Below are 2,096 nucleotides of genomic sequence, written 5' to 3'. Positions count from 1 at the left end.
CATGATCGGCCACACCAACCAGCTCGTCATCCCCACAACAACCATGGAGGACCGCGCAGAGGCCGCGAAACTCACCCTGCAAACCCTCGCCGCACGAGATGAACACTCAGCCCAGTTGGCCGCGAACGCGGTAGTCATCATTTCCCAATGGAAAGCCGAGGACGGCGAAGAAGCCCGCCGAATTGCAGACGGATTCGCGCCACTGGTGCGCCGCGTCGTCACCGTCCCCTACGACCAGGCACTCAAAGCCGGACGCATCCGCACAGGCTGCACAAAACCAGCTACGCAACGTGCCTGGCTAGCAGCAGCCGCAGCAGTAGCGCAGGGATTGTGAGCGCAGTATGGACGGCGACACGCCGAAACATGTCCCACTTAACTCAATCAGATTCAGGTTGGATCGGGGGTACAGCTTCAACCGGAAGAGGGACCATGGCACAGCGCAGCAAAGGCACACGCCACGTCATCACTGCACGCTTGCCGATCAACGACGCCGAAAAATTGGCAGCTGTCGTTGCGGCTACTGATGAAACCAGGAGCGATCTAGTCGCGAGACTAGTGCACAGCTACCTGAAAACTGTCGACCTCGACCACATCAACGGACAGGAGGCCTTGCCTATCGCCAAGGCCAGTTAAACGAAGAAGGCCCGCCATGTAGGCGGGCCCTCATATCAAGTTATTCAGCTCTTCACCCCAAAGCTTGCCGGCGACCGGGTGAAGGGCCTCTATAAACACACCCTCCGGACGGAGAGGCCTTTATGCTGCCCACTCTACACGCAATCGCTTTTACTGAAATAGATTTAGCTACGCCGCGCCGTAAAATCCGGGGCCGGTACCGTGCTCTCGGCGCTGAGCTAACCGTTGTCCCTGAGGACCACAAACGCACCGACCAGCCGCTTGACGGCGGCATCCTCGGGCCGGTCCCGCGTAGCCCGTTCCGCCGGATTCCCCGCGAGCTGGAGACAGACCCCGAAGTAATCAAGTGGGCGATCCCGCCGGGAAGCGTGCGCGGCGCACACGGCGACCAAGTGATAGCCCGCCTCCGATTCATCCTCTCCGAACTCAGGATGAAGGCAGACGGCCAGCGCAACCACTTAGCCGCAATGACCTGTCTCGTCGCGCACGCCAACTACGAGACGATGACCACTCGTCCAGGCTGGGAAGCCATAGAGAAGGCCACAGGCTGCACACCCCGCTCTGTTGCCCGGTACATCGAGCACTTCATCCAGTGGGGCTTGTTAGGCCGTGTGGCAGGCGGCAGGAGTGCCGAGTGCTCTCCCCCGGATAAGAACGGCGAACGCCACGCAGAAGCCGCTGTCTACGTGCTCTGTGTGCCTCACGATCTAGGTCTTGCACCCGCACCAGAAGAAGAAGCTGGGGATATAAATGTCACCCCTCCCGCCGTAGGCGGTACTCACCTTTATGTTAAAAACTTAACTCCTACACAGGCGCGCGAAAGAACCTCAGAGGACGCGGCTCCGCCCCGACAGATCAACATTGCCGCCGCAAGCTGCGAGGACGGTCCCGTAACGCCGTATCGACCAGAGCTGTGCTGGCCCAGCCATGTAACGCCAACCCGCCAAATACAGCGTCTAGCGGCAGCGACCGAGATCTGGCACCGCACCCCAGGTTTCCGCAGAATGTCGCACAAAGACCTGGCATCGAGTCTGCGAGAAGCTTTCCTCGCTGGCTGGACCGTTGCCGATATCGAACACGCTCTAGCGTGGACCCCGGACGGCACCCGGTGGCCTGACAGCGGCATCCCCGACGTAGTGCAGAGCTTCAACCACCACGCCTGCGAACGGTTACGCGGCTGGATCAGAAGCCGACTCGACGGCTGGAGGACCAGCCAAGGCGAGCTGCTGCGCTCCCCCGATCAGCGAGCCGAAGCCGCCCACCAAGAAGCAACCGCCCGGCAGGCAATCGAGCGCCGCCGCACGCTGGAAGAACAAACCCAACGGGCCGCGCAAATAGCCGCAGGAACTCCCATGCCCCTGCCCTGGCGGCTACGCCTCGCAGAACAAATCGAACAAGCTGCCCAAGACCGGCAAAAGCAGTTCCCCACCTAGAGAACTTGCTTTCATGCATGCATGAAAGCA

At 60.9% G+C, this 2,096-nt stretch carries 2 protein-coding genes and 1 pseudogene; all 3 read left to right on the top strand.

Annotated features, from left to right (window positions below):
• A pseudogene (locus tag Y703_RS22295) lies at positions 1 to 334 on the top strand (chromosome partitioning protein ParA); the annotation flags it as partial.
• A gap of 95 nt (positions 335 to 429) precedes the next feature.
• Positions 430 to 633, top strand: a complete 204-nt coding sequence (locus Y703_RS0102420) for a hypothetical protein (RefSeq protein ID WP_026551442.1) — start codon at positions 430 to 432, stop codon at positions 631 to 633.
• A 122-nt stretch (positions 634 to 755) separates the two neighbouring features.
• Complete coding sequence (locus Y703_RS0102415; protein WP_026551441.1) at positions 756 to 2,066, top strand: hypothetical protein; 1,311 nt, start codon at positions 756 to 758, stop codon at positions 2,064 to 2,066.
• Positions 2,067 to 2,096: the final 30 nt, after the last annotated feature.

The organism is Arthrobacter sp. H20 (assembly GCF_000520515.1).
Lineage (GTDB): Bacteria > Actinomycetota > Actinomycetes > Actinomycetales > Micrococcaceae > Arthrobacter_D.
This window is presented reverse-complemented; position numbering and strand designations above follow the sequence as displayed.

Excerpts from the sequence above, each read along its gene's own strand:
- Y703_RS0102420 (WP_026551442.1), top strand. The coding sequence starts at position 430 with ATGGCACAGCGCAGCAAAGGCACACGCCACGTCATCACTGCACGCTTG.
- Y703_RS0102415 (WP_026551441.1), top strand. The coding sequence starts at position 756 with ATGCTGCCCACTCTACACGCAATCGCTTTTACTGAAATAGATTTAGCT.